Source organism: Microbacterium sp. T2.11-28 (assembly GCF_950097975.1).
Lineage (GTDB): Bacteria > Actinomycetota > Actinomycetes > Actinomycetales > Microbacteriaceae > Microbacterium.
The window spans coordinates 259211-280387 of record NZ_CATNHF010000001.1; the positions used below are offsets into that span (position 1 = coordinate 259211).

The window sequence follows — 21177 nt, forward strand, 5'->3', positions numbered from 1 at the left end:
GCCTCGGCCTCAGAACCAGATCGCGAGCTCGCGGGTCGCCGATTCGACGCTGTCGCTGCCGTGCACGAGGTTCTGCTGGACCTTGGCGCCCCAGTCCCGGCCGAAATCGCCGCGGATCGTGCCGGGCGCGGCCGTCGTCGGATCGGTCGTGCCGGCGAGCGACCGGAAGCCCTCGATGACGCGATTGCCCGCGAGCCGGATGGCCACCGACGGACCCGACAGCATGAACTCGAGGAGCGGCTCGTAGAAGGGCTTGCCCGCATGCTCGGCGTAGTGCTGCTCGAGCGTGTCGCGGTCGGGCTCGACGAGCTTGATGTCGACGAGGGCGTAGCCCTTCTGCTCGATACGGGCGAGGATCGCGCCGGTGAGGCCGCGGGCCACTCCGTCGGGCTTGATCAGGACGAGCGTCTCTTCGGTGGGCATGTCATTCTCCGTTCGTGGCGTCGGCGGCTCGGGCGGCGTTGCGCCGGTCGAGTTCACCGCCCTTGATGGTGGCATAGGCGTACATCGCACCGAAAACCAGGGCGACGACACCGAGGGCGGGCACGAGGAACGCGCCGAGGGCCACGATCAGCTGGAGCGCCCAGCCGAGGCCGATCCCCCAGGGTCGTCGCAGCACGCCGACGGTCAGGAGCATGGCCAGCGCCAGGATGGCGCCCCCGACGATGCCCCACCAGTCCGCGACGCCGTCCGGAAGCGCATCGAGCCCGAACACCACGAGGCCGCCGAGGAAGACGATGATCGACTCGAAGCCGAGGACCACCGCCGCCAGCGACTCGCGGGCACCGCGGACGCGTCGTTCCCGCGTCATCGCTGCCAGCCGTCCTTCCAGTCCTCTGCGGCGGCGAGCTGCACCGCCTCGCCGGCGAGCACCACACTGCCCGCGATCACGACGGCGCGCCGATCGGACGCCGACGCCCACTCGCGGGCGGCCTCGGCCGCGTCGGCGAGATCGTGGTGCACCGTGACGGGCACCTCCGCCTCCTCCACGAGGTCCGCGATGCGCTCCGGGTCGGCTGCGCGCTCGGAGTCGGGCGCCGTGGCGAACACGTGTGCGGCGGCGGGCACGAGTGCCTGCGCGATGCCTGCGGCGTCCTTGTCTCCGAAGACGCCGAGCACCAGCCCCCACTCGTCGAAGTCGAACGAGTCGCGGAGGGCGGCGACGAGCGAACGCGCGCCATGCGGGTTATGGGCAGCGTCCACCAGCACCGTCGGCGCCACGCCGATCAGCTGGAGGCGCCCGGGCGAGGTGACCTGCGCGAGGCCGTCGGTGAGCACGTCGATCGCGATCGGCTGCGAGCCGGCCCCGATCAGCGCCTCGACCGCGGCGATCGCGAGGGCCGCGTTGTGCCCCTGGTGCGCGCCGTACAGCGGCAGGTAGAGATCGTCGTACGCGGCGGCCAGTCCGCGTACCGACAGCTGCTGGCCGCCGACCGCGAGACGCTGGTCGGTGAGGCCGAACTCGGCGCCCTCGAAGGCGATCGTCGCCTCATGGCTCCGGGCTGCGGCTCGGAGGGGCTCCTGTGCGTCGGCGACCTGCACGGCGGAGACCGCGATCGCGCCCTGCTTGATGATCCCGGCCTTCACCGAGGCGATCTCGGCGATCGTGTCGCCGAGACGATCCGCGTGATCGATGTCGATCGGGGCGAACACGGCGACGTCGCCGTCGGCGGTGTTCGTGGAGTCCCAGCTCCCGCCCATGCCCACCTCGACCACCGCGACGTCGACGGGAGCGTCGGCGAACGCGACGAAGGCCAGCACGGTGAGCAGTTCGAAGAACGTGAGCGCCGCCTCTCCGGATGCCGCCAGCTCCGCGTCGACGAGATCGACGAACGGCGCGATCTCCTCCCACGCCTCCGCCACCGCGGCATCGTCGATCGGCTCGCCGTCGATCATGATCCGCTCGGTGAACCGCTCCAGGTGGGGGCTCGTGAACAGGCCCGTGCGCAGCCCGTGCGCGCGCACGATGCTCTCGATGATGCGGCTGGTGGAGGTCTTGCCGTTGGTGCCCGTGACGTGGATCACGCGGTAGGTGCGCTGCGGGTCGTCGAGCAGCTCCAGCACGCGCCGGGTGCGCTCCACCCGCGGCTGCACCCACCTCTCGCCCTGTCGCGTGAGCAGCTGGGCGTACACGGCATCGGCCCGGTTGCGATCGCTCATGCGTCCTCCCCCATCCGGGTCACGGCGACGGTGATGTCGCCCTGGTTGGCGTAGGTGCCCGCGGCGACGGTCGCGGTGTGCTCGGCGTCGAGGGTGTGCCCCGACGCGAGCAGCGAGCCCTCGCCGACGCGCACTCGTCCGTCCGGTCCCACGACCGCGTAGTCCAGAGCCAGCGTCTCGGAGCTCACGCCCGCCACCTCGAAGGCCGACGCCACCGCGCGGGCATCCGCGTCGTCCGCGAACAGCAGCTGCAGGCGGATGCGATCGCTGACGTCGAATCCGGCGGCCTTGCGGGTGTCCTGCACGGCGCGGATGACGTCGCGGGCGAGCCCCTCCGCCTCGAGCTCGGGCGTCGTGGTCGTGTCGAGCAGCACGAGGCCGCCGCCCGGCAGCAGCGCGATCGCCGTGCCCTCCGCGACACCGCCGGCCTCCAGGGTGAGGTCGTACTCGCCCTGCTCGAGCGCGATGCCGTCCACCACCACGACGCCTTCCTCGACGGTCCAGACCCCCGCCTTCGCTCCGGCGATGACGTGCTGCACCTGCTTGCCGAGCCGGGGACCCGCGGCACGCGCGTTGACCGCCAGCCGTTGGCTGATGCCGTAGCGCTCGGCGAGGTGCTCGTCGAGCTCGATCAGCTCGACGGACTTGACGTTGAGCTCGTCGCGGATGATCGCCTCGAACTGTGCGAGCGACGACGCATCGGTCACGGCGACGGTGAGACCCGCGAGCGGCAGCCGCACGCGCTTGCCCTCCTTCTTGCGGAGCGCGTTCGCCACCGACGAGACCTCGCGCACGGCGTCCATCGCAGCGCGGATGTCGGAGGCGGGCGCGAACGCCGCCGCGTCGGGCCAGTCCTGCAGATGCACGCTCCGCCCGCCCGTGAGGCCCTGCCAGACGCGTTCGGCCACGAGCGGGATCAGCGGCGCGGCGACGCGCGTGAGGGTCTCGAGCACCGTGTGAAGCGTGTCGAAGGCCTCGGTGCTCGTCTCGTCGCCGTCGGTCACCCCGGTCCAGAACCGGTCGCGCGACCGGCGGATGTACCAGTTGGTGAGTACCTCGGCGAAGTCGCGCAGCTTGGCCGCGGCCATCGTGGAGTCGAGGGCGTCGAGATCGGCGGCGACGTCGCGGACCAGGTCGCCGGTCAGCGCGAGGATGTGCCGGTCGAGGACGTTCGTGGAGTCCGTGCGCCAGCGCGCCCGGTAGCCCTCGCCCGCGCCGTCCGCGCCCGAGGTGGCCGCGTTGGCGTACGTCGCGAAGAAGTACCACGCGTTCCACAGGGGCAGGAGGAACTCGCGCACGCCGGCACGGATGCCCTCCTCGGTGACGACCAGGTTGCCGCCGCGCAGCACGGAGGAGCTCATGAGGAACCAGCGCATCGCGTCGGAGCCGTCCCTGTCGAACACCTCGCTGACGTCGGGATAGTTCCGCAGCGACTTCGACATCTTCTGCCCGTCGCTGCCGAGGACGATGCCGTGGCACGCGACGCCGGAGAACGCCGGCCGGTCGAAGAGCGCGCCCGACAGGACGTGCATGACGTAGAACCAGCCGCGCGTCTGCCCGATGTACTCGACGATGAAGTCCGCCGGCGCGTGGGTGTCGAACCACTCCCGGTTCTCGAACGGGTAGTGCACCTGGGCGTAGGGCATCGACCCCGAGTCGAACCACACGTCGAAGACGTCCTCGATGCGTCGCATCGTGCTGCGCCCCGTCGGATCGTCGGGGTTCGGCCGGGTGAGCTCGTCGATGTACGGCCGGTGAAGATCGACCTCGCCGTCCTCGTTCACCGGGAGCCGCCCGAAGTCCCGCTCGATGTCGGCCAGCGAGCCGTAGACGTCGACCCGCGGGTGCTCGGGGTCATCGCTCTTCCACACCGGGATCGGCGAGCCCCAGAAGCGGTTGCGGCTGATGGACCAGTCGCGCGCTCCCTCGAGCCACTTGCCGAACTGGCCGTGCTTGACGTTCTCGGGCGCCCAGGTGATCTCCTCGTTCAGCTCCAGGAGACGGTCCTTGATCGCCGTCACGCGGACGAACCAGCTCGACACCGCCTTGTAGATGAGGGGGTTCCGGCAGCGCCAGCAGTGCGGGTAGGAGTGCTCGTAGCTCGCCTCGCGGAGCAGCCGCCCCTGTGCCTTCAGCAGCCGGATGAGCGGTCGGTTGGCGTCCATCCACAGCTCGCCGGCGACGTCGGCGACCTGCGGCAGGAAGCGGCCGCCGTCGTCGAGGCTCATGATGAGCGGGATGCCGGCGGCCTCGGTGATCCGCTGGTCGTCCTCGCCGTACGCCGGCGCCTGGTGGACGATGCCGGTGCCGTCGCTCGTGGTCACATAGCCGTCGACGAGGATCCGCCAGGCGCTGCCGGTGCCCCACGTCTCGGCGTCGGCGTAGTAGTCGAAGAGGCGGTCGTACTGCACGTCGGCGAGTTCGGATCCCTGGAGCGTCCGCTCCACGGCGGCCCGCGCGTCCTCGGGTGAGGAGTACCCCAGATCCTTCGCGTATCCGGCCAGCAGCTCGGACGCCAGCAGGTAGCGGTGCGCCGTGGCCTCCACCGGCTCGTCGCCGGGGTGGATGTCGGCCGCGCCCGCGGGCCCGCCGGGCACGACGACGTACGCGATGTCCGGCCCCACCGCCAGGGCCAGGTTGGTCGGCAGCGTCCACGGGGTGGTCGTCCACGCCAGCGCGCGCACACCGGTGAGGCCGAGCGTCTCGGCCTTCGCGCCGACCAGCGGGAAGGTGACCGTGACCGAGGGGTCCTGACGCATCTTGTAGACGTCGTCGTCCATGCGCAGCTCGTGATTGGACAGCGGCGTCTCGTCGCGCCAGCAGTACGGCAGGACGCGGTGGCCCTCGTAGGCCAGCCCCTTGTCCCACAGCTCCCTGAACGCCCACAGCACCGACTCCATGAAGCCCGTGTCGAGCGTCTTGTAGCCGCGCGCGAAGTCCACCCATCGCGCCTGCCGGGTGACGTACTCCTCCCATTCGCGCGTGTACTCGAGGACGGACGACTTCGCCTTCGCGTTGAAGGCGGCGATCCCCATCTCCTCGATCTGGCTCTTCTCGGTGATCCCGAGCTGCTTCATCGCCTCGAGCTCGGCCGGGAGCCCATGGGTGTCCCATCCGAACACGCGCTCGACCTTGTGGCCGCGCATGGTCTGGAAGCGCGGGAAGAGGTCCTTGGCGTACCCCGTGAGCAGATGCCCGTAGTGCGGCAGGCCGTTGGCGAAGGGCGGGCCGTCGTAGAACACCCACTCGGGCGCCCCCTCGCGCTGGGCGATCGATGCGTGGAACGTGTCGTCCTGCTCCCAGAAGCGCAGGACGTCGGCCTCGATCTGCGGGAACCGCGGGCTGGGGACGACGGGCTCCGGCGCGCGGGAGCCGTCCGTGCCGTGATCGTCGGGTCCGAGAGGGTAGGTCATGTCACTCCAGCAGGTTGCGTCGCTTCCTGCGAGGACGACCCTCCCGTCGGAAGGACCGCGGTACCACCCCGCGTTGCCCCGTGGCCGGGACCTCTCTCACTGCGGCTGTGACGGGCCTGCCCCGCTCGGTTCTACTTGCCCGTCGCCGCGGACGGCGATCAGGTGTTCTTCCGAGAGCTCCCCGGTGATGTCCGGATCGATGCTGATCGGTCCATCATACGCGCCCGGTAGAGTCTCGGCATGGCTCGCCGCGAGGATCCCGCGCCGCCGCGCGACAGCACTCCCGACCTCCCCCCGGTCCTTGCGGTCGCGACCGCTCTCGGGCGCGGGGCCGACGTCGCCGGAGTCCGACTGGAGGGCCTGGCCGGTGAGGTCGACGCCTCGCACGGCTCACTGGTGGAGACGCTCTGGGAGGCTCCGTCGCTGGAGCGGCTCGACCTCACGGGCACCACTCTCGCCGACGCGCGATGGACGGAACCGCGGATCGGTGCCCTCGTGGCCCGCGACGCGCGCTGGCGGAACGTGGAGATCACGGGCGGGCGCATCGGCACGGCCGACTTCCTGCGCGCCGAGCTCGACGGCGTGGTGCTCCGCGATCTCCGGATCGATTACCTCGGCCTCCCGGCCGCGCGGGTCGGCCACGTCCGTTTCGTGGGCTGCCGCTTCGGCACGCTCGATCTCCCCGAGGCGCACCTCGATCGCGTCGCGTTCGAGGAGTGCCGGGCCGACGAGGTCGACACCCGCGGGCTGCGGGCCGCGCATCTGGACCTCCGGGGGCTCGAGGCCCTGTCGTTCACCGACCCTGCTGCTCTCCGATCGGCCACGGTGACCGCACGCCAGGCGGAGAGTCACGGGCCGGCCCTCGCCGCGGCGCTCGGCATCCGCGTGCTCGGCTGACCTCCCAGCGCGCGATGCCGGGCCTCTCCCCCGGGCGCCGCGCGGCGCGGCCCGGTAGACTGTGCCCATCCCACACTCAGGCACGCTCACACAGTGCCGCACATAACGCTCGAGGAGATCTCCATGGCGCACATTCCCGACAAGCCGGCTCTGGAAGGCCTCGAGCAGAAGTGGGATGCCGCGTGGTCCGCGCAGGGCACGTACCTGTTCGATCGGGACGCGGCGGCGCGCACCGGTCGCGCAGGGGTGTACTCGGTCGACACCCCGCCGCCGACGGCGTCCGGCAGCCTGCACATCGGCCACGTGTTCAGCTACACGCACACCGACATCAAGGTGCGCTTCGAGCGCATGCGCGGCAAGACGGTCTTCTATCCGATGGGCTGGGACGACAACGGCCTGCCGACCGAGCGCCGCGTGCAGAACTACTACGGTGTGCGCTGCGACCCCTCGCTCCCCTACGACCCCGACTTCACCCCGCCCTTCCAGGGCGGCGACAACAAGTCCAGCCGCGCCGCGGACCAGGTTCCCATCAGCCGGCGGAACTTCATCGAGCTCTGCGAGAGCCTGACCGAAGAGGACGAGAAGCACTTCGAGGCGCTATTCCGTCAGCTGGGGCTCAGCGTGGACTGGACCCAGACCTACCGCACGATCTCCGACGACACGATCCGCACGAGCCAGCTCGCGTTCCTGCGCAACGTCGAGCGCGGCGAGGCCTACCAGGCCCTCGCGCCCACCCTCTGGGACATCGACTTCCGCTCGGCCATCGCCCAGGCGGAGCTCGAGGACCGCGAGCAGCCGGCCGCCTACCACCGCGTGGCGTTCCACAAGACCGACGGCACGGGCGACGTCCACATCGAGACGACCCGTCCCGAGCTGCTCGCCGCCTGCGTGGCCCTCGTGGCGCACCCCGACGACGAGCGCTACCAGCCCCACTTCGGCTCCACGGTGCGCACGCCGCTGTTCGACGTGGAGGTCCCGATCCTCGCGCACCCGCTCGCTCAGAAGGACAAGGGGTCGGGCATCGCCATGATCTGCACCTTCGGCGACGTGACCGACATCATCTGGTGGCGCGAGCTCGACCTGCCCAACCGCACGATCCTGGGGCAGGACGGCCGCATCCTCGCCGACGCCCCCGACGTGCTGGTGACCGAGGCTGCGCGCGCGGCCTACGCGGAGCTCGCCGGCAAGACGGTGTTCAGCGCGAAGAAGCGCATCGTCGAGCTCCTGCAGGAGTCGGGCGAGCTGATCGGCGACCCGAAGCCGTTCACGCACCCGGTGAAGTTCTACGAGAAGGGCGACCGCCCCCTCGAGATCGTGTCCACGCGCCAGTGGTACATCCGCAACGGCGCCCGCGACGGCGCGCTGCGCGACAAGCTGATCGCGCTGGGCCGCGGGATGTCGTGGCACCCGGAGTTCATGCGCGTGCGCTTCGAGAACTGGACCAACGGGCTCACCGGCGACTGGCTCGTGTCGCGCCAGCGCTTCTTCGGGGTGCCGATCCCCGTCTGGTACGGACTCGACGAGAACGGGGAGCGCGACTACGACCGCGTCATCACGCCGGATCTCGGACAGCTGCCCGTCGACCCGACCACGGACGCGCCGGCCGGATACGACGAGTCGCAGCGCGGGGTGCCGGGCGGATTCGAGGGCGAGCGCGACATCTTCGACACCTGGGCGACATCCTCCCTCACCCCGCAGCTGGCCGGCGGCTGGGAGCGCGACGAGGAGCTGTGGAGCCTCGTGGCGCCCTTCGACGTGCGGCCGCAGGGCCAGGACATCATCCGCACCTGGCTGTTCTCGACGATGCTCCGAAGCGCCCTCGAGGACGACCGGGCCCCGTGGACCGATGCCTCCATCTCGGGCTTCATCGTCGACCCCGACCGCAAGAAGATGTCGAAGTCCAAGGGCAACGTCGTCACCCCCGCCGACATCCTGTCGGGGCACGGGACCGACGCCGTGCGGTACTGGTCCGCCTCGAGCCGCCTGGGCGCCGACGCGGCGTTCGACCCGCAGAACCCGACCCAGGTGAAGATCGGCCGCCGCCTCGCGATCAAGGTCCTCAACGCCGCGAAGTTCGTGCTGTCCTTCCCGGTGCCCGAGGGCGCCCGCATCACGCACGACCTCGACGCGTCGATGCTCGCGACCCTCGATCAGGTGGTCCGCGACGCGAGCACCGCGTTCGAGGCCTACGACCACGCCCGCGCGCTCGAGATCACCGAGGCGTTCTTCTGGACGTTCTGCGACGACTACCTCGAGCTGGTGAAGGAGCGCGCGTACAACCAGGCCGACAGCGGGCAGCCGTCGGCGGCGCTGGCGCTGCGCCTCGCGCTGTCGACGCTGCTGCGCCTGCTGGCTCCCGTCCTCGCGTTCGCGACGGAGGAGGCGTGGTCCTGGTTCGAGGAGGGGTCCGTGCACACCGCGGCCTGGCCGGAGCCGCTCGGCACCGAGGGCGACCCGGCCATCCTCCGCCTCGTGGGAGAGGCGCTCATCGCCGTCCGCCGCGCCAAGACCGAGGCGAAGGCGTCGCAGAAGACGCCGGTCGACACGCTGACGATCGCCGGTCCCCGCAAGGTCCTCGATGCGGTCGGCGCCGCAGAGGGCGACCTGAAGGCCGTCGGCCGCATCGCCGAGATCGCGTACGCGGAGTCGGACGCCCTGGCCGTCACCGACATCGTGCTCGCGCCGCAGGAGGCATGATGCGACTCGGGACGCGCTGGACGAGCGGTGACGCCATCCCCGCGGCGGTGCCGGCCGAGCTGCACGAGCAGATCCGGCTGGTCGATCGCGCCATCCCCGGCGACGGACTCGGGCAGCCGCGCCCGCGCTGGACGCTCACGTTCCTCGAGGGCCGGCCGATCGCCGAGCTCGACACCGGCGTGATGGTGGAACTGGACGCGAGCGGCAGGGTGGTCGTGCGCCACGACGACGAGGACGAGTTCGCCTGAATCCGGGGTGATCAGCCGGGCGTCTCCGCGCCCGCGCGACGCGTCCCACCGATCAGGAGCGGGATCGCGACGAACGCGACGACGACGATCAGCCCGCCGCCGATCCAGAACGGCAGCCGAAGATCGATGCGCCCGACCCAGCCGCCCAGGAGGGTGGCCACAGGGAACAGGCCCCAGGTGAGGGTGCGGATCACACCGAGGACACGGCCGAAGATCTCCCCCGGGACGATCTGCTGGCGCAGGCTCCCCCACGGCACGTTCCACACCGACACCGATCCCGCCGACAGCGCGAACGCTCCGACGGCGGTCCACGCCTCCGGCGCGAGCCCCGTGAGCACGAGGGTGGCGCCGCCGGAGAGGATCGCACCGAACATCACGCGACCGCGCCCGAATCGCGCGACCAGGCGGGGTGCGACGAGCGACCCTGCCAGCGCGCCGATCCCGATCCCCGCGGTGACGAAGCCGATCGCGGCGACGGTCACGCCCATGGTGTCGAGGAAGAAGAGGATGATGACTGCCTGGGCGAACGACAGCGCGGAGCCGATGACCGAGGTGAACACGACCATCGTCCGCAGGTAGCGATGACGCCACAGGTAGAGGAGCGCCTCGCGGGTGCTGATCGGAGCGGCTGCGGGCACGTCGGTGATCGGATCGGCCACGACGCCTGCGGCCACGTCGCCCGAGCCTCCGGCGTCGGCCCCTGCAGCTTCCGGGCGCGGGGACGATCCCCGCAGCGGACGGGCCGCCGAGATCGGCAGCAGGATCGCCAGCACGATGGGGATGAGGTACGCGGCGCTGCCGGCCCACAGCGGCAGCGCGAGGGAGATGGCGAACAGGACGCCGGCGATCGGGGTCGCGATGAAGCTGTCGATGGTGATCTGCGCCGCCTGCATCCAGCCGTTCGCGCGGTCGAGCTGGTCGCGACGGACGACACCGGGGATGACGGCGTTGGTCGCGTTGTCGAACAGGGTCTCGCCGAGGCCGAAGACGAGGGTGGCGACGAAGAGCGACCAGAGCGAGAGCGTCCCGGTGACGGCGAGGGTCGCGAGCCAGACGGCGACCGCTCCGCGGATGGCGTTGGCCACCGCCATGATGATGCGCCGGTCGAACCGGTCGACGATCATCCCGGCGGGCAGTCCGAACACCAGCCACGGCACGAAGGCGAGCGCGCCGATGACCGAGATCATCAGCGGATCGCGGGTGAGCGTGGTGGCGGCCAGCGGGACGGCGGTGCGTCCGAGCCCGTCGGCGAGATTGCTGAAGGCGGCGGCTGTCCAGAGCTTTCCGAAGTCGGCGCCGAGACGGTCGCGCGCCGGCTTCGCGGTGGCCGCGGGCGCCTGCGAGGTCACCGGGGAAGGATTCCGACGGCGCCGAGGGCCTGAGCCGTACGGCGGTCCTCGACGGCGTCCGTGCCGGGCGCGACGGGCGCGCAGGCCCTGCGCTGCAGGCGGCGGATCATCGCGGCCTCCACGGCATGGGTGAGCGAGAGCAGCAGGCGCTCGGCGCGAGTCGGCAGGGCGCGCGGGGCGAGGTGGGCGCCCGGGTGCGAGGCGAGCGCGGCGGAGATGGCGGTCATGTCAGTGGCCTTCTTCAGGAAGCGGGAAGATGTCGGTGCGGATGCTGATCGGTCGGACGCCCTCGCCGGTCTGGTCGCGGTACTTGTCGACCGCGGCGTCGATGAGCTTCTGGATGCCCGAGATCAGTTCGACTGTCTGCTCGACGGTCATTCGAGCCGTCGCGGTGGAGATCGCCGCCTCGTCCTCGTGACCCTCGGGATCGAGGATCGTCTCGGAGAGGTAGCGCATGAGCTGCTGGTGACGACGGTTGAGGAACTCGGTCATGACCGCCTGCGTGGCGGCCTTCCCCGACGGCGTCTTCATCGCCTCGGGGTTGGTGAACGAGATCCCCCCGCGGGGACGCTCCCACCACCGCTCGCGGGCGGTGCCCCGGTCGTCCACCTCACGGATGAGGTCGTGCTTGGCGAGCGCCCGGAGGTGGTAGCTGGTGGCCCCGGAGGACTCCCCCGTCATCTCGGCCAGGGAGCTGGCCGTCTGCGGTCCGAACTGGGACAGGATGTCGTAGATCCGCACCCGCAGCGGGTGCGCCAGTGCCTTCAGAGCACTGGTGTCGAGCATCCGCACATCCTGGCGGGCCTCGTGGGTCGCGTCGGGTGCGTTCACTTCGTCGGTCATGATGCAAAGATACCTTTGCAGAGAGAATCTTGCAAGTAATATTTTGCAAGCAGTTCTTTGCATGACCGGAGCCACCCCGTACGCTGGGGACATGACGGACGACGTGAACCCGCTGCTGACCGATTCGACGCTCCCCTACGGCCTGCCCGACTACCGCGAGATCCGCCCCGAGCACTACCTGCCCGCCTTCGCCCGCGCCTTCGCCGAGCATCGCGACGAGGTCGCCGCGATCACCCGCGTGCGCTCGATGCCGACCTTCGAGAACACGATGGTGCCGCTGGAGCGCGCGGGCGATCTGCTCGGACGGGTGGCCCGCACCTTCTACACGGTGTCCTCCGCCGACGCCACGGCCGACATCCAGGCGATCGAAGAGGAACTCGCTCCGCTGATGTCCGCGCACCAGGACGCCATCCAGCTCGACGGTCAGCTCTACTGGCGGATCAAGACGCTCCACGATCAGCTCGATTCCCTCGACCTCGGCTCGGAGGAGCGGTATCTCGTCGAGCGCCACTTCCGCGAGATGACGCACGCGGGCGCCGGACTCGACGACGACCAGAAGGCGGCGCTCACCGAGCTGAACCAGCGGCTGTCCGTGCTCACGACCACATTCGAGAAGAACCTGCTGGCAGACACCAACGATCTCGCGGTCGTGTTCGAGTCCGCGGACGAGCTCGACGGGCTCACCGAGGGCGAGCTGTCGGCGGCTGCGCGCAACGCGGCCGACCGCGGCCTCGACGGCCGCTACGTCGTGACGCTCACCCTCTTCACCGGCCACCCCTACCTCGCCACCCTCACCGACCGCTCCAGCCGTCGGCGCCTGCTGGAGGCCTCCCGGTCGCGGGGCTCGCGCGGTAACGCCCACGACAACCGCGACGTGCTCCGCGAGATCGTCCGCCTCCGGGCGGAGCGCGCCGCGCTGCTGGGCTACGACACGCACGCCGTCTACGTCACGAGCGACGAGACAGCCGGCTCGCCGGAGGCCGTCCACGCCCTCCTCCGTCGCCTGGCCGCTCCGGCGGCCGCGAACGCGCGCCGGGAGCAGCAGGCACTGCAGGCGATCGTGGACGCGGACGGCGACTCCTTCGCGCTGGAGGCGCATGACTGGGCGTTCTACACCGAGCGCGTGCGGCAGGCCGAGTACGACCTCGACCGCACCGCGCTGCGTCCGTGGTTCGAAGCCGAGCGCGTTCTCCAGGACGGCGTGTTCCGCGCGGCGAGCGAGCTCTACGGGATCGCATTCACCGAACGACCCGACCTGCCCGCCTACCACCCCGATGCGCGCGTCTTCGAGATCCACAATGAGGACGGCAGCGCGCTGGGACTTTTCGTCCTGGACCTCTACACCCGCGACACCAAGCGCGGTGGAGCGTGGATGAACTCGATCGTGTCGCAGTCGCGGCTCCGCGGCACGCAGCCCATCGTCGTGAACAACCTCAACGTCCCCAAGCCCGCGCCGGGGCAGCCGACGCTCCTCACCCTCGACGAGGTGACGACGCTCTTCCACGAGTTCGGCCACGCCCTGCACGGGCTCTTCGCCACCGTCACTTACCCGCACTTCGCGGGCACGAACGTGTTCCGCGACTTCGTCGAGTTCCCGAGCCAGGTCAACGAGATGTGGATCTACTGGCCGGAGATCCTGGCGTCGTACGCGCGTCACGTCGAGACCGGCGAGCCCCTCCCGAGCGAGGTCGTCGCCAAGCTCCTCGCCTCGGAGACGTTCAACCAGGGATTCGCGACCAGCGAGTATCTCGCCGCCGCCTGGCTCGACCAGGCCTGGCACTCGCTCGATGCCGAGGCGGCCGCCGGCGACATCGACGTCGCCGCCTTCGAGGCGGCGGCGCTGGCCGACGTCGGGCTCGACAACCCCGTCGTCCCCACCCGGTACTCGTCCACCTACTTCGCCCACGTCTTCTCCGGCGGCTACAGCGCCGGGTACTACTCGTACATCTGGAGCGAGGTCCTCGATGCGGACACCGTCGAGTGGTTCCGCGAGAACGGCGGCCTGACGCGCGCCAACGGCGATCGCTTCCGAAATCTGCTGCTCGGCGTCGGCGGTTCGAAGGACCCGCTGGAGGCGTACCGCGACTTCCGGGGTGCGGACGCCGCGATCGAGCCCCTGCTGGCCCGACGCGGGCTCACGGGCTAGCCGACCGCGTAGACCAACCGTGCGAACTGACCGACCGCCCTGGCCGACACCAGGCGCATGCGGTCGGCTTCGGCGCGCCGGGGAAGCAGCGGCGCTCCCCCGGTGAGCAGCACCGGAGCGACCGACACGGCGATCTCGTCGAGCGCGCCGGCATCGAGGAACTGGCCCGCGAGATCGCCGCCGCCGACGACCCAGATGTCCGTCCCGCCCGCGGCGGCGCGGATCTCGGGCAGGACGGCGGCGACGGGACCCGAGACGAAGCGGACGTCGGCCCCCTCGGGAACGGGGAGATCCCGCGTGGTGAAGACGAACGTCGGCCGGTCGCCGTGGAACTCCCGCCACTTCTCGGGGTGCGCCAGGATGTCGGACTCCGCGAGGACCCACTCATAGGTCGTCGAGCCCTCGACCAGCACGCCGGCGTTGGTCGGCAGCACCTCGGGGTCGGGGCTCGTGCCGCCCTCGACCGCGAAGAGCCACGCCAGCGAGTCGTCCTCGTCGGCGATCCAGCCGTTCAGCGAGGTGGCGGTGTCGAAGATGATGCGGGACATGCGAAAGAACCTAGGGCCGGGCGCCGACATGGACCCGTGCGTCCGCTGCGCGAGGCGGTCACAGCGGCGGGTCGGTGTACAGGCTCGTCGCGCACCCCGTCTCGCCCGGAAGGATCCAGACCGGATCGAACCCCGGCTCGTCGAGGGTGCCGTCGTCGCGCTCGACGATGAGGATGCAGTCGTTGCTCGCCGGTGCGCCGACGGCCACGACCCGCTCCCCGGCTCCTGTGGTCACCACCTCCACGGTGAAGACGGACGCGGGGAAGGCGGAGCGCAGGGACTGCTCGGCCGTCTCCGCCGATGGGTCGGCGAGGATGTCGGCGATGACCTCCCGGGCGTCGTCGGGGAGGCGAGGCGGCACCGTGGGCGTGGGGGTGGGCAGCGTCGCCGCGGCGAGGCCGGGAGGACAGTCGATGGGATCCGCTCCGACGAAGTCCGTGCTCGGGAACGTGAACCGGTAGCAGGCGGCTGCCGACCCGGCCGTCGTGCCGCGTTCGCCGAAGGTGGCCGGCGCGCGAGCGTCCACGCGCGAGCGCACGAGCACGTCGACGGTCGCGGCCTGTCCGAGCGCCACGCGCCCCGACCAGGCGATCGGCGTGAACTCGGCCGCGCCGAACGTGCCGGAGAGTCTCTCTGCGGCGACGGACTCGGCATCCGTCTGCTCATGCCAGTAGCCGAGCCGGTCGACTCGTGCCGCCACCGACCGCTCGACGATGTCGAGCGCGATGCGGTTCCCGTCGCCCGGTCCCAGAACCGCCCCGAACACGGAGAACAGAGCGACGGGCGCGGCGAGCACGCCGACCAGGATGACGACCAGCACCACGCCGACAAGTGTCACCGCGGCGACGACCAGGCTTCCGACCGCACGCCGCATATCGGCGCGCGCGGGCGGGCCCGGCTCGCTCACCCGATCAGGCGCTCTTGCGCTTCTGTCGCAGGACCAGCGTCGGAGGGGCGCCCTCGGTGACGGCGGCGCGGGTGACGATGACCTTGTCGACGTCCTCGGCCGAGGGGATCTCGAACATGATCGGTCCCAGCACGTCTTCGAGGATCGCCCGCAGGCCACGCGCGCCGGTCTTGCGGGCGACTGCGAGGTCGGCGATGGCACGCAGGGCCTCGTCCTCGAACTCCAGTTCCACCCCGTCGAGCTGGAACATCCGCTGATACTGCTTCACGAAGGCGTTCTTCGGACCGGTGAGGATCTCGATCAAGGCGGTCTGGTCGAGCGGCGAGACGTTCGTGACGACCGGGAGGCGTCCGATGAACTCGGGGATCAGGCCGAACTTGTGGAGATCCTCGGGCTGCACCTCGCTGAACAGATCGAGGTCCTTGCCCTTCTCGTGCAGCGGGGCGCCGAATCCGACGCCATGCTTTCCGACGCGCGAGGAGATGATGTCCTCGAGCCCGGCGAAGGCGCCTGCGACGATGAACAGGACGTTCGTCGTGTCGATCTGGATGAACTCCTGGTGCGGGTGCTTGCGCCCGCCCTGCGGCGGCACGGAGGCGACCGTTCCCTCGAGGATCTTCAGGAGCGCCTGTTGCACGCCCTCGCCCGACACGTCGCGGGTGATCGAGGGGTTCTCGGCCTTGCGGGCGATCTTGTCGACCTCGTCGATGTAGATGATGCCGGTCTCGGCCCGCTTGACGTCGAAGTCGGCCGCCTGCAGGAGCTTGAGGAGGATGTTCTCCACGTCCTCGCCGACGTACCCCGCCTCGGTGAGGGCGGTGGCATCGGCAACGGCGAACGGCACGTTCAGTCGCTTGGCGAGCGTCTGGGCGAGATAGGTCTTGCCGCATCCTGTGGGCCCGAGGAGCAGGATGTTGCTCTTGGCGATCTCCACCTCGTCGGCGCGCTGCTCGGCCGGCTGCAGCGTCGAGTGCGCGCGGACGCGCTTGTAGTGGTTGTAGACGGCGACGGCGAGGGCGCGCTTGGCGGGATCCTGGCCCACGACGTACTCGGCGAGGAACGAGAAGATCTCGCGGGGCTTCGGCAGATCGAAGTCGGCGACGACGCCGTCACCGGACTCCGCCATGCGCTCTTCGATGATCTCGTTGCACAGCTCGACGCACTCGTCGCAGATGTACACGCCGGGACCGGCGATCAGCTGCTGCACCTGCTTCTGGCTCTTGCCGCAGAAGGAGCACTTGAACAGGTCGGCGCTCTCACCGATGCGGGCCATGGCGCTCCTCCTCAGGGATCTCACAGAACCGCTTCGAGCCTAACCTCTGCCACAGACAACCCGGCGGATTTCGGGCCCCCTGTGTCGATCCGTGATCTCCGGCGTAGAATTCGCCGCCTGTGCGCCCTCCGGAGACCGCCCGGACGATCTCTCGCAGACGCAGCGAAGGGCCCCGGCCGGGAAAGCCGGGGCCCTTCGTGTCGAGCGGTGTGTCGAGCGATGCGTCGAGCGATCGCGAGGTCAGGCGGTGATCGCCGCCGGCGTCCGCTTGCGCGATGTGAGCACCTGGTCGACGATGCCGTACTCGAGGGCCTCCGCCGCCGAGAGGATCTTGTCGCGATCGATGTCCTTGTTCACCTCGGCCTGCGTCTTGTTCGTGTGCCGGGCCATCGTCTCCTCGAGCCAGGTGCGCATGCGGAGGATCTCCGCCGCCTGGATCTCGATGTCCGACGCCTGCCCGTGACCGGCCTCGCCGACGGCGGGCTGGTGCATCAGGATGCGCGCGTTGGGCAGCGCCAGACGCTTGCCCGGGGCACCTGCGGCCAGCAGCACGGAGGCAGCCGAGGCCGCCTGGCCGAGCACGACCGTCTGGATCTCGGGCGACACATACTGCATGGTGTCGTAGATCGCCGTCATGGCCGTGAACGATCCACCGGGCGAGTTGATGTACATGATGATGTCGCGGTCGGGGTCCTGCGACTCGAGGACGAGCAGCTGGGCCATCACGTCATCGGCGGACGCGTCGTCCACCTGGACGCCGAGGAAGATGACGCGGTCCTCGAACAGCTTGTTGTACGGGTCCTGGCGCTTGTAGCCGTAGGCCGTGCGCTCCTCGAACTGGGGCAGGATGTAGCGGCTCTGCGGCAGCTGCACGCCCTGGGTCGAGTGCGCCGGGAGGCCGAAGGTCGGGGTGTTCATTCTGGGTGTCCTCCGGTCTCAGTTCTCGGTGCCGCCGCCGCCGATGACATCGGCAGCGGACTCTCGGATGTGGTCGACGAAGCCGTACTCCAGGGCCTCCTCGGCCGTGAACCAGCGGTCGCGGTCGCCGTCGGCGTTGACCTGCTCGACCGACTTCCCGGTCTGCGCGGCGGTGATCTCGGCGAGTCGCTTCTTCATGTCCAGGATCAGCTGGGCCTGCGTCTGGATGTCGCTCGACGTGCCGCCGAACCCGCCGTGGGGCTGGTGGAGCAGCACGCGGGCGTTCGGCGTGATGTACCGCTTGCCCTTGGTGCCCGCCGTCAGCAGCAGCTGCCCCATGGAGGCGGCCATGCCGATGCCGACGGTGACGATGTCGTTCGGCACGAACTGCATCGTGTCGTAGATCGCCATGCCCGCGGTGATCGAGCCGCCGGGCGAGTTGATGTAGAGGTAGATGTCCTTCTCGCTGTCTTCAGCGGCGAGGAGGAGGATCTTCGCGCAGATCTCGTTGGCGTTCTCATCGCGCACCTCCGACCCGAGCCAGATGATGCGGTCTTTCAACAGCCTGTCGAAGACGCTCGTCGCGACAAGTGGTTCAGCCATGGATGCTCCTGATTCCGGGTTGTCCGTTCGCCATCGAATCTACCGACGCGCCGGGACCGACCCGCCCGTGTTCGCCGTCGGCATAGTGCGGCCGGCGACGGACGCCTGCGGGAACGACGAGGGGGCCGCATGCCGTGGCACGCGACCCCCTCGTGGAGCGGCAGAGTTACTCCGCGTCGGCCTTCTTCGCCGCCGGCTTCTTGGCGGGGGCCTTCTTCGCCGGCGCCTTCGTGGCCGGAGCCTCGTCCTCGGCGCTCTCGGCGTCGGCGGGCTCGGCAGCCTTCTTCGCGGCAGCCTTCTTGGCCGGAGCCTTCTTGGCGGGCTTGTCCTCGGCCGGCGCCTCGGCGGCCTCGGTCTCGTCCTCGTCCGTGGCGACGAAACCGGTCAGGTCCACGGCCTTGCCGTTCGTGTCGACGACCTTGACCTTGCCGAGGGCGATCGCGAGGGCCTTGTTGCGGGCCACCTCGCCGACCATCAGCGGCAGCTGGCCGCCCTGCTGCAGTGCGTCGACGAACTCCTGCGGAGCCATGCCGTACTGCGCGGCGGACTGGATGAGGTACTGCGTGAGCTCCTCCTGCGAGACCTGGACGTTGCTGCTCTCGGCGAGCTTGTCGAGGATCATCTGGGTGCGGAACTGCTTCTGGCTCGCCTCGGTCACCTCGGCGCGGTGCACGTCGTCCTCGAGGCGGCCTTCGCCCTCGAGGTGCTGGTGCACCTCGTCCTCGACGAGCTGAGCCGGGACGGGGATGTCGACCTTCTCGATCAGCGCGTCGACGAGCTTGTCGCGGGCGGCCGCGCCCTGCACGTACACCGACTGCTCCGAGAGGCGAGCGGCGATGCTCTCGCGCAGCTCGGCGATGGTGTCGAACTCGCTGGCGATCTGGGCGAAGTCGTCGTCGGCCTCAGCCAGCTCGCGCTCCTTGACGGACTTCACCGTCACGGCGACCTCGGCCTCCTCGCCGGCGTGGTCGCCGCCGACGAGCTTCGAGCGGAACGTGGTCTCCTCGCCCGCGGTGAGCGAGTCGACGGCCTCGTCGATGCCCTCGAGCAGCTCGCCCGAGCCCACCTCGTACGAGACGCCCTCGGCACGGTCGATCTGGTTGCCGTCGATCGTGGCGATGAGGTCGAGCTCGACGAAGTCGCCGGTGGCGGCGGGGCGGTCGACCGTCACGAGGGTGCCGAAGCGGCCGCGCAGGCGGTCGAGCTCGGCCTCCACGGCGGCGTCGTCGGTCTCGACGGCGTCGACCTCGAGCGTGATGCCGTCCAGGTCGGGCAGGTCGAACTCGGGGCGCACGTCGACCTCGACCTCGACCTTGAGGTCGCCGGAGAAGTCCTTGTCGCTCGGCCAGTCGATGACCTCGGCGGCCGGGCGGCCGACGGTGCGGACGTCGTTGGCGGCGACGGCTTCGCGGTAGAAGCCGTCGAGGCCCTCGCTGACCGCGTGCTCGATGACGGCGCCGCGGCCGACGCGCTGGTCGATGATCGGCGCGGGCACCTTGCCCTTGCGGAAGCCGGGGATCTGCACGTCCTGAGCGATGTGCTCGTAGGCGTGCGCGATGCTGGGCTTCAGCTCGTCGGGGGTGACCGTGATGTGCAGCTTCACCCGCGTCGGGCTGAGCTTCTCTACGGTGCTCGTGACCATGCCTGTTCGTTCTCCTCATGTCCGGCCGCACGCGTGCGCGTCCGTTGGTGATCTGGGTTCTGGGGGCCGTGGTCGGGGCGACAGGATTTGAACCTGCGGCCTCCCGCTCCCAAAGCGGGCGCTCTACCAAGCTGAGCTACGCCCCGGGGCGCGCATATCCACATGCGCCGAAAACGGCCGTGGCAAGTCTAGCCGACATCGCCCTGTACACTCTTTCGAGGCGCCGTCATGGCGACCTCGGGGATGTAGCTCAATGGTAGAGCCTCAGTCTTCCAAACTGATGGTGCGGGTTCGATTCCCGTCATCCCCTCCACACCGTTCCCGTCCTCAGGCGGGCTCGGCCGCCGAGTGGTTCACCGCATGCTGCCGGTACAGCTGCGCATTGCGGAGGATGCCCTCGCGCTCCTCGGGCGTGAGGGAGCGCCGCACCTTCGCCGGCACACCCGCGACGAGCGAGCCGTCGGGGATCTCCATGCCCTCCAGCACCACCGCTCCCCCGGCCACGAGGCAGCCGGCGCCGACGCGGGCGCCCGAGAGGATGACGCTTCCCATGCCGATGAGGGTCCCGTCGCCGATCGTGCAGCCGTGGACGACGGCGTTGTGCCCGACAGAGACGTCGGCGCCGATGACGACGCCGTGCCCGGCATCGACGTGGACCGTCACGTTGTCCTGCAGATTGCTGCCCTCGCCGAGGACGATCGCGGCGCTGTCGCCTCGGAGCACCGCGTTGTACCAGACGCTCGAGCCCGGGGCGAGGGTGACGTCGCCGACGATGCGTGCTCCGGCGGCGACGAAGGCGCTTGCATCGAGCGTCGGCGCACGCCCGGACACGGAGAGGACGCGAGCATCGGCGGAGACGGTCATGCCTGCGACCCTACACACCGGCATGCGCCCGCCACACCCGCGGAAACACGCGGTAAGACGAGCCTTCTCTTGCTTGCGGAATGCCTGACGCCGAGTAGCGTTTGGTTCAGAGCAGGCGAGACCTGCGCATACGGAGGCGAAGACTGACATGACCAAGACGAACACCATTCCCGCGACCATCGCCGGCACCGAGGCTGCCACCAGCACCGCTCAGCTCCTGAGCCCTGTCGTGCTCGGGCTCCAGGCCCTCGCCGTCAACGGCAAGCAGGCGCACTGGAACGTGCGCGGCAGCAACTTCATCGCCATCCACGAGCTGCTCGACACGCTCGTCGCCAACGCGCAGGCGTCGGCCGACCTGGCCGCCGAGCGGATCGTCGCCCTCGGGCTGCCGATCGACGCCCGCGTGTCGACGGTCGCCGAGAAGACCTCGACGTCGGTGCCCGCCGGGTTCGCCCCGTGGCAGGACGAGATCAAGGCCGTCATCACCGACATCGACAGCGTGCTCGTCGACGTGCAGGCGGCCATCGACGGGCTCGACGAGACCGATCTCACCAGCCAGGACGTCGCGATCGCGATCAAGGCCGGCCTCGACAAGGACCGCTGGTTCCTCTTCGCGCACATCGCGGAGTGATCTGAACGACCGCGAAGGCCCCGGGATGCGAACTCCCG

General features: G+C 70.1%; 19 protein-coding genes and 2 tRNA genes. 6 read left to right on the forward strand and 15 right to left on the reverse strand.

Going from position 1 to position 21177, the window contains the following annotated elements; all coding sequences use genetic code 11:
• Positions 1–9: 9 nt before the first annotated feature.
• The 4 genes from ndk to ileS are packed head-to-tail and all read right to left on the reverse strand — an operon-like array spanning position 10 to position 5573.
• Positions 10–423: a nucleoside-diphosphate kinase gene (gene ndk, locus QQZ13_RS01265; protein ID WP_284527316.1), complete on the reverse strand. Its 414-nt coding sequence runs from the start codon at positions 421–423 to the stop codon at positions 10–12.
• Between the two features lies 1 nt (position 424).
• Complete coding sequence (locus tag QQZ13_RS01270; RefSeq protein WP_284527317.1) at positions 425–811, reverse strand: DUF4233 domain-containing protein; 387 nt, start codon at positions 809–811, stop codon at positions 425–427.
• A complete protein-coding gene (locus tag QQZ13_RS01275; protein WP_284527318.1) occupies positions 808–2160 on the reverse strand; it encodes a folylpolyglutamate synthase/dihydrofolate synthase family protein in 1353 nt (450 codons plus the stop codon). Before QQZ13_RS01275 ends, QQZ13_RS01270 begins: the two co-directional genes overlap by 4 nt.
• Positions 2157–5573, reverse strand: a complete 3417-nt coding sequence (gene ileS / locus QQZ13_RS01280) for an isoleucine--tRNA ligase (RefSeq protein ID WP_284527319.1) — start codon at positions 5571–5573, stop codon at positions 2157–2159. The genes QQZ13_RS01275 and ileS overlap by 4 nt, the downstream gene beginning before the upstream one ends.
• A 240-nt stretch (positions 5574–5813) precedes the next feature.
• Between ileS and QQZ13_RS01285 the strand changes: the two genes are divergently transcribed.
• The 3 genes from QQZ13_RS01285 to QQZ13_RS01295 all read left to right on the forward strand — a co-directional run bounded on the left by QQZ13_RS01285 (position 5814) and on the right by QQZ13_RS01295 (position 9415).
• Positions 5814–6470 carry a pentapeptide repeat-containing protein gene (locus QQZ13_RS01285; protein ID WP_284527320.1) on the forward strand — a complete coding sequence of 219 codons (657 nt, stop codon included), beginning with the start codon at positions 5814–5816 and terminating at the stop codon, positions 6468–6470.
• A gap of 123 nt (positions 6471–6593) precedes the next feature.
• Positions 6594–9167 (forward strand): valine--tRNA ligase, encoded by a 2574-nt coding sequence (gene valS / locus QQZ13_RS01290; protein ID WP_284527321.1) that lies wholly within the window; start codon positions 6594–6596, stop codon positions 9165–9167.
• Entirely contained in the window at positions 9167–9415 is a 249-nt protein-coding gene (locus QQZ13_RS01295) for a hypothetical protein (RefSeq protein ID WP_284528006.1), read from the forward strand. Before valS ends, QQZ13_RS01295 begins: the two co-directional genes overlap by 1 nt.
• An 11-nt stretch (positions 9416–9426) precedes the next feature.
• On the opposite strand, the gene QQZ13_RS01300 is transcribed toward QQZ13_RS01295, so the two are convergent.
• From QQZ13_RS01300 to QQZ13_RS01310, 3 genes are read right to left on the reverse strand one after another with little or no spacing between them, the layout of a single operon-like run.
• Positions 9427–10764: an MFS transporter gene (locus QQZ13_RS01300; protein WP_284527322.1), complete on the reverse strand. Its 1338-nt coding sequence runs from the start codon at positions 10762–10764 to the stop codon at positions 9427–9429.
• A complete protein-coding gene (locus QQZ13_RS01305; RefSeq protein WP_284527323.1) occupies positions 10761–10991 on the reverse strand; it encodes a hypothetical protein in 231 nt (76 codons plus the stop codon). The genes QQZ13_RS01300 and QQZ13_RS01305 overlap by 4 nt, the downstream gene beginning before the upstream one ends.
• Before the next feature lies 1 nt (position 10992).
• Entirely contained in the window at positions 10993–11607 is a 615-nt protein-coding gene (locus QQZ13_RS01310) for a helix-turn-helix domain-containing protein (protein WP_284527324.1), read from the reverse strand.
• Positions 11608–11698: 91 nt separating this feature from the next.
• Here QQZ13_RS01310 and QQZ13_RS01315 point away from each other — a divergent pair, with 91 nt between their 5' ends.
• Positions 11699–13753: a M3 family metallopeptidase gene (locus tag QQZ13_RS01315; protein WP_284527325.1), complete on the forward strand. Its 2055-nt coding sequence runs from the start codon at positions 11699–11701 to the stop codon at positions 13751–13753.
• On the opposite strand, the gene QQZ13_RS01320 is transcribed toward QQZ13_RS01315, so the two are convergent.
• The 7 genes from QQZ13_RS01320 to QQZ13_RS01350 all read right to left on the reverse strand — a co-directional run bounded on the left by QQZ13_RS01320 (position 13750) and on the right by QQZ13_RS01350 (position 19790).
• On the reverse strand, positions 13750–14301 hold the full coding sequence (locus tag QQZ13_RS01320; protein WP_284527326.1) for a dihydrofolate reductase family protein: 552 nt from the start codon (positions 14299–14301) through the stop codon (positions 13750–13752). The genes QQZ13_RS01315 and QQZ13_RS01320 overlap by 4 nt on opposite strands.
• A 58-nt stretch (positions 14302–14359) precedes the next feature.
• Positions 14360–15208 (reverse strand): hypothetical protein, encoded by an 849-nt coding sequence (locus QQZ13_RS01325; protein WP_284527327.1) that lies wholly within the window; start codon positions 15206–15208, stop codon positions 14360–14362.
• Between the two features lie 4 nt (positions 15209–15212).
• Entirely contained in the window at positions 15213–16481 is a 1269-nt protein-coding gene (gene clpX / locus QQZ13_RS01330) for an ATP-dependent Clp protease ATP-binding subunit ClpX (RefSeq protein WP_284527328.1), read from the reverse strand.
• A 240-nt stretch (positions 16482–16721) separates the two neighbouring features.
• On the reverse strand, positions 16722–17399 hold the full coding sequence (locus QQZ13_RS01335; protein ID WP_284527329.1) for an ATP-dependent Clp protease proteolytic subunit: 678 nt from the start codon (positions 17397–17399) through the stop codon (positions 16722–16724).
• 18 nt (positions 17400–17417) lie between these two features.
• Positions 17418–18002, reverse strand: coding sequence for an ATP-dependent Clp protease proteolytic subunit (locus QQZ13_RS01340; RefSeq protein WP_284527330.1), 585 nt, complete (start codon positions 18000–18002; stop codon positions 17418–17420).
• Positions 18003–18168: 166 nt separating this feature from the next.
• Positions 18169–19644, reverse strand: a complete 1476-nt coding sequence (gene tig / locus QQZ13_RS01345) for a trigger factor (protein ID WP_284527331.1) — start codon at positions 19642–19644, stop codon at positions 18169–18171.
• Positions 19645–19713: 69 nt separating this feature from the next.
• Positions 19714–19790: transfer RNA gene (locus QQZ13_RS01350), tRNA-Pro, on the reverse strand.
• Positions 19791–19883: 93 nt separating this feature from the next.
• On the opposite strand from QQZ13_RS01350, the gene QQZ13_RS01355 reads away from it, so the two are divergent.
• A tRNA-Gly gene (locus QQZ13_RS01355) sits at positions 19884–19957 on the forward strand.
• A 14-nt stretch (positions 19958–19971) separates the two neighbouring features.
• Here the strand turns inward: QQZ13_RS01355 and QQZ13_RS01360 are convergent.
• Positions 19972–20508 carry a gamma carbonic anhydrase family protein gene (locus QQZ13_RS01360; RefSeq protein ID WP_284527332.1) on the reverse strand — a complete coding sequence of 179 codons (537 nt, stop codon included), beginning with the start codon at positions 20506–20508 and terminating at the stop codon, positions 19972–19974.
• Between the two features lie 148 nt (positions 20509–20656).
• Here QQZ13_RS01360 and QQZ13_RS01365 point away from each other — a divergent pair, with 148 nt between their 5' ends.
• Positions 20657–21139: a Dps family protein gene (locus QQZ13_RS01365; RefSeq protein WP_284527333.1), complete on the forward strand. Its 483-nt coding sequence runs from the start codon at positions 20657–20659 to the stop codon at positions 21137–21139.
• Positions 21140–21177 lie beyond the last annotated feature (38 nt).

Bases quoted from the DNA above. Each gene is read 5' to 3' on its own strand.
- QQZ13_RS01360 (WP_284527332.1), bottom strand. From the start codon at position 20,508: ATGACCGTCTCCGCCGATGCTCGCGTCCTCTCCGTGTCCGGGCGTGCG.
- QQZ13_RS01335 (WP_284527329.1), bottom strand. From the start codon at position 17,399: ATGAACACCCCGACCTTCGGCCTCCCGGCGCACTCGACCCAGGGCGTG.
- QQZ13_RS01340 (WP_284527330.1), bottom strand. From the start codon at position 18,002: ATGGCTGAACCACTTGTCGCGACGAGCGTCTTCGACAGGCTGTTGAAA.
- tig (WP_284527331.1), bottom strand. From the start codon at position 19,644: ATGGTCACGAGCACCGTAGAGAAGCTCAGCCCGACGCGGGTGAAGCTG.
- ndk (WP_284527316.1), bottom strand. From the start codon at position 423: ATGCCCACCGAAGAGACGCTCGTCCTGATCAAGCCCGACGGAGTGGCC.
- QQZ13_RS01365 (WP_284527333.1), top strand. From the start codon at position 20,657: ATGACCAAGACGAACACCATTCCCGCGACCATCGCCGGCACCGAGGCT.
- QQZ13_RS01270 (WP_284527317.1), bottom strand. From the start codon at position 811: ATGACGCGGGAACGACGCGTCCGCGGTGCCCGCGAGTCGCTGGCGGCG.
- QQZ13_RS01315 (WP_284527325.1), top strand. From the start codon at position 11,699: ATGACGGACGACGTGAACCCGCTGCTGACCGATTCGACGCTCCCCTAC.
- QQZ13_RS01320 (WP_284527326.1), bottom strand. From the start codon at position 14,301: ATGTCCCGCATCATCTTCGACACCGCCACCTCGCTGAACGGCTGGATC.
- QQZ13_RS01305 (WP_284527323.1), bottom strand. From the start codon at position 10,991: ATGACCGCCATCTCCGCCGCGCTCGCCTCGCACCCGGGCGCCCACCTC.
- QQZ13_RS01285 (WP_284527320.1), top strand. From the start codon at position 5,814: ATGGCTCGCCGCGAGGATCCCGCGCCGCCGCGCGACAGCACTCCCGAC.
- QQZ13_RS01310 (WP_284527324.1), bottom strand. From the start codon at position 11,607: ATGACCGACGAAGTGAACGCACCCGACGCGACCCACGAGGCCCGCCAG.
- QQZ13_RS01295 (WP_284528006.1), top strand. From the start codon at position 9,167: ATGCGACTCGGGACGCGCTGGACGAGCGGTGACGCCATCCCCGCGGCG.
- valS (WP_284527321.1), top strand. From the start codon at position 6,594: ATGGCGCACATTCCCGACAAGCCGGCTCTGGAAGGCCTCGAGCAGAAG.
- QQZ13_RS01275 (WP_284527318.1), bottom strand. From the start codon at position 2,160: ATGAGCGATCGCAACCGGGCCGATGCCGTGTACGCCCAGCTGCTCACG.
- clpX (WP_284527328.1), bottom strand. From the start codon at position 16,481: ATGGCCCGCATCGGTGAGAGCGCCGACCTGTTCAAGTGCTCCTTCTGC.
- ileS (WP_284527319.1), bottom strand. From the start codon at position 5,573: ATGACCTACCCTCTCGGACCCGACGATCACGGCACGGACGGCTCCCGC.